The organism is Holospora undulata HU1 (genome assembly GCF_000388175.3).
GTDB classification, from domain to species: domain Bacteria; phylum Pseudomonadota; class Alphaproteobacteria; order Holosporales; family Holosporaceae; genus Holospora; species Holospora undulata_A.
Map to the genome: position 1 here is coordinate 1 of NZ_ARPM03000140.1, position 3,463 is coordinate 3,463.

General features: G+C 34.3%; 3 protein-coding genes and 1 pseudogene. 3 read left to right on the plus strand and 1 reads right to left on the minus strand.

Annotated features, from left to right (window positions below; translation table 11 throughout):
* Window positions 1-60: 60 nt before the first annotated feature.
* Window positions 61-207 (plus strand): annotated as a pseudogene (locus K737_RS12030) (IS5/IS1182 family transposase); the annotation flags it as partial.
* Between the two features lie 158 nt (window positions 208-365).
* Window positions 366-536, plus strand: a complete 171-nt coding sequence (locus tag K737_RS10070) for a hypothetical protein (RefSeq protein ID WP_024161437.1) — start codon at window positions 366-368, stop codon at window positions 534-536.
* Between the two features lie 282 nt (window positions 537-818).
* On the opposite strand, the gene K737_RS03815 is transcribed toward K737_RS10070, so the two are convergent.
* Window positions 819-1,043 carry a hypothetical protein gene (locus K737_RS03815; protein ID WP_200863609.1) on the minus strand — a complete coding sequence of 75 codons (225 nt, stop codon included), beginning with the start codon at window positions 1,041-1,043 and terminating at the stop codon, window positions 819-821.
* Window positions 1,044-1,246: 203 nt separating this feature from the next.
* Here K737_RS03815 and K737_RS03820 point away from each other — a divergent pair, with 203 nt between their 5' ends.
* Window positions 1,247-2,596, plus strand: coding sequence for an MFS transporter (locus K737_RS03820; protein ID WP_024161439.1), 1,350 nt, complete (start codon window positions 1,247-1,249; stop codon window positions 2,594-2,596).
* The last annotated feature ends 867 nt before the right edge of the window (window positions 2,597-3,463 follow it).

The following is a 3,463-nucleotide window of genomic DNA, read 5'->3' on the forward strand; positions in this document are numbered from 1 at the left end:
TATTGAATAAAACTATAGCAATCTCAGAACGTATATCTCAAGGATGGGCTATACTTGCTAAAGCGTTGGGTTGTCGAAAGAACATATGCATGGCTAAATCCTTTTCGAAGGGCGTCTAAAGATTATGAAATTGCCATAGCGACTGCTGAAAACATGAGTATGATAGCCCCTTCCATGATCCTATTAAGAAGGTTAGCTAAATCATGAATACAGGTTCTAAATCACTTCCAAAAAAAATATCCCTAGGGAATAGAGGGGCGAGCTTTTTTCTATCTTGCGAGCATAGCGACAAATTTTTTTAAAGTGAGAAAAATAAACCTCGTATCCTTGAGCTAGAAGATTTTTTTAAATGTTTCGTGTAAGTAATGCATCAGGAAATATTCACGACTTCTCTTTTAACAACTACTGTACAAAAATCAAAACTAATGTATGACACTAGCTCTCATGTTTATGGGGGGTCTATTCCCTTATGGCCTTATGGATCAGTAACATTGATAATTGTACTATTGTATAGCGTTATACTTTCTGAATTTTAACCACGTAAAAGTCAAGTATTTGGAGATTATTATTTAAATATACATGATTGAACGTTATCGTTAAGAAAACAACCAGATACGAAAAAATTGGTAAGAGCTAATTTATGACGAAATATTTTCGTACTCCACAGAGCCTTGAGTATAGATTAGTCGTTTTAATTCTTTTAAAAAATAATTTTTTTTAATAAAAAATATGTTATAATAAAAAAGTCTTAAATTTCTTTTTTTATTCAATTACATATAGTATAAGAGATTTAAGACGTATTATTTGTAGATAAATTTTTATTTTTTTCTTAATTTTTTCCTATCCAAAATATAGCGTGCTGCTTCCATTTTATCCATTCCTTTATCTACAAGCTTGGCCCAATCTGCCTTTTCATCTGGAGTGGTTGCTTGACCAAAATCCACACCATCCACCTGAAAACTAAAAGGATTGACCATGCCTTCTGCTGTTTGAGTCAAAGAAGCTCCCAGCCAAAAAACAAAAAATAGTCGTCTTACGCTCATAATCATCCCCCATTCATTCATCTTAAAAAATGACATCTCTAAACCGTTAGCAAATTGATTTCCTTTATTTTATGCCAAAAAACTTAATTTTTTATTTGAACTAAGAGAGTATACATTAAGCCGTTTGGCTTGTCTGCTTTTAGATAGACTTTTAATACAACTTCTTCTATCATTCTTAGTGTGATATATAGATGTTTTTTGTAATGAACTTTGTGCGCTCTTTAAAAACGATAAAAGGTACGTTGATGTGGCTTCTTGTTGCAATGTATTATTTTTATGAAATGGTATTAAGGGCGTCTTCTGGTGTTCTGGCTAATGATTTTATGGAAACTTTTCATATTCAAGCCACGCAATTAGGAATATTATCAGCAGTCTATGGATATGCGTATTCAGGTTTACAAATCCCTTGCGGAATATTATTAGATAAGATTGGAGTTCGTTATTTGGTTAGTATTTCTTGTGCGTTTTGCGGATTTGGCGCGCTTTTATTAGGAACGGCTTACTATTATCCTGTAGCAATTTTTGGGAGAGTGTGTATTGGCATTGGGTCAGCGTGTGCCTTTATCAGTACATTAAGACTTATCGTAGAGTGGTTTGATATAAAAAATTTTCCTTTAATGGCGGGGTTAACTAACGCTATTGGGTGTCTTGGAGGGCTTTGCGCTTCTTATCCTCTTTCGAAATTAGTAAATATTTGGGGATGGCGGATGGCGTTATGCGCACTTTCTGGATTTGGATTGCTTTTGGCAGCGATTATATTTGGGTGTGTGCGAGATAGACCAAAACAAAATGTTCATGAAGGTCTGCTAGAAGAAGAGCGTGAAAATAATGATGTAGGTTTCGTTGAGTCTCAGAAAAAATCATTATTTAGTGTTTTTCTTACTCAAGCGTCACAATGGGTTAGTTTCTTTTTACCGGTTATTAAGAGCGCTCAGGTATGGGGTGCAGGCTTGATTGGTGCTTTCCTTTATGCACCGCTGGTTGTTTTCGCAGAGGCATGGGGAGTTCCTTTTCTTCAAACCGCTTATGGGGTGACGTCTTCTGTTGCATCTAATGCTAGTATGGCTATGTACGTATTTTTTTCTTTGGGAAGTGTGCTAGTCCTTCCCTTGTGTCAACGATGGAAAAGCTACTGGCGTGCAATTGTTTGGGCAACTCCTATTATTTCTGCAGGGCTTGGAATGATTGCCTTATGTTCTGGGATCGTTCCTTTTTTTGTAGTAATCTTTCTGTGTGCAGGAATTGGAACAGCAATGGGAGCGCAAGTATTAGTGTTTACTCTTGCCAATCAAGCTCTTCCTTCTAAATTTTCTGGAACCGCAAGTGCCTTAACCAATACCATTATTATGGGACTTTCATACGTAATGCAAGAAGGGTTTGGAAGAGTTATGGATTACTTTTGGGATCAAACAAAAAGTGCGGCCGGAACTCCAATGTACGGTACAACTCCTTATGTTTATGCTTTATTATTTCTTTCTGGTATGACATTGCTAGCTTTTCTTGGATTTATTTTCTTAAAAAGTGATTATCCTAAAACTGAGCAAGACGAATAATGTTTTATCGTTCTTTACCTTATTTCATTTTTGTCTTTAATTTACCTAGTTCAAAGTAAATTATTGTATTGTTTTTATGGTAGATCTGCTGTACGTAGAAAAGTGAGGTCAATTTTTTCTATGTCTGTACGTCTATTTTTCAAATTTCAGTCCTGTTAAGAAAAAGCGATTCCAAGTCAAGCATATAAGGAAAATTTTATGCTGGACTGACGACTTATCTTAATTTTTTTTAGCAATCTTTTTATACTGGTTTAGATAGTAATAAACTTATGTAAACTATTTTTATTTTATTTATTTGCGCACATAAAACAAAATTATAAAGTTAAAATGATTAAAATAAATAATAATTTTTTCTATTCTTTATTGATTTACTTTGTTCTCACCAAGGATACGCACCGCCAAAATATAGAAATAATTCCCAAAATGAACTAGAGGGATATCAATCAATTCAAAGTGTGCAAAATTATCAAGATGCTGCATACCATTTAGATATGGCATTTGACAATTATGCAATAAAAGGGAGTTGATACCCGTACTGTACTCAAAATTTTTAAGTTTTTTTCTTCCACACATTAAGAGAGTTGCGTTCGATTTAAGAAACTATGGAAGAGAATCAGACAAAAATCTCCTCTCAAGTGATAAAGCTGAACTATAGTAACTTAGGTTGAATTACTATATTGTAATAAAAAAATTACACCTAATTCAACCTAAGTTACTATAGTCCTTAAAATGGTCCTTTTCTTGAGGGGGGCTTTCCCCCTCATCTTTTGGAAGAACATTAAGACCATTTCGTTTAAGGCAGCAATAAAATTGGAACGTTTCAGTTCGGGGAGGTGTCTTTTAGAGCAATATAAACCTCATCAAGCG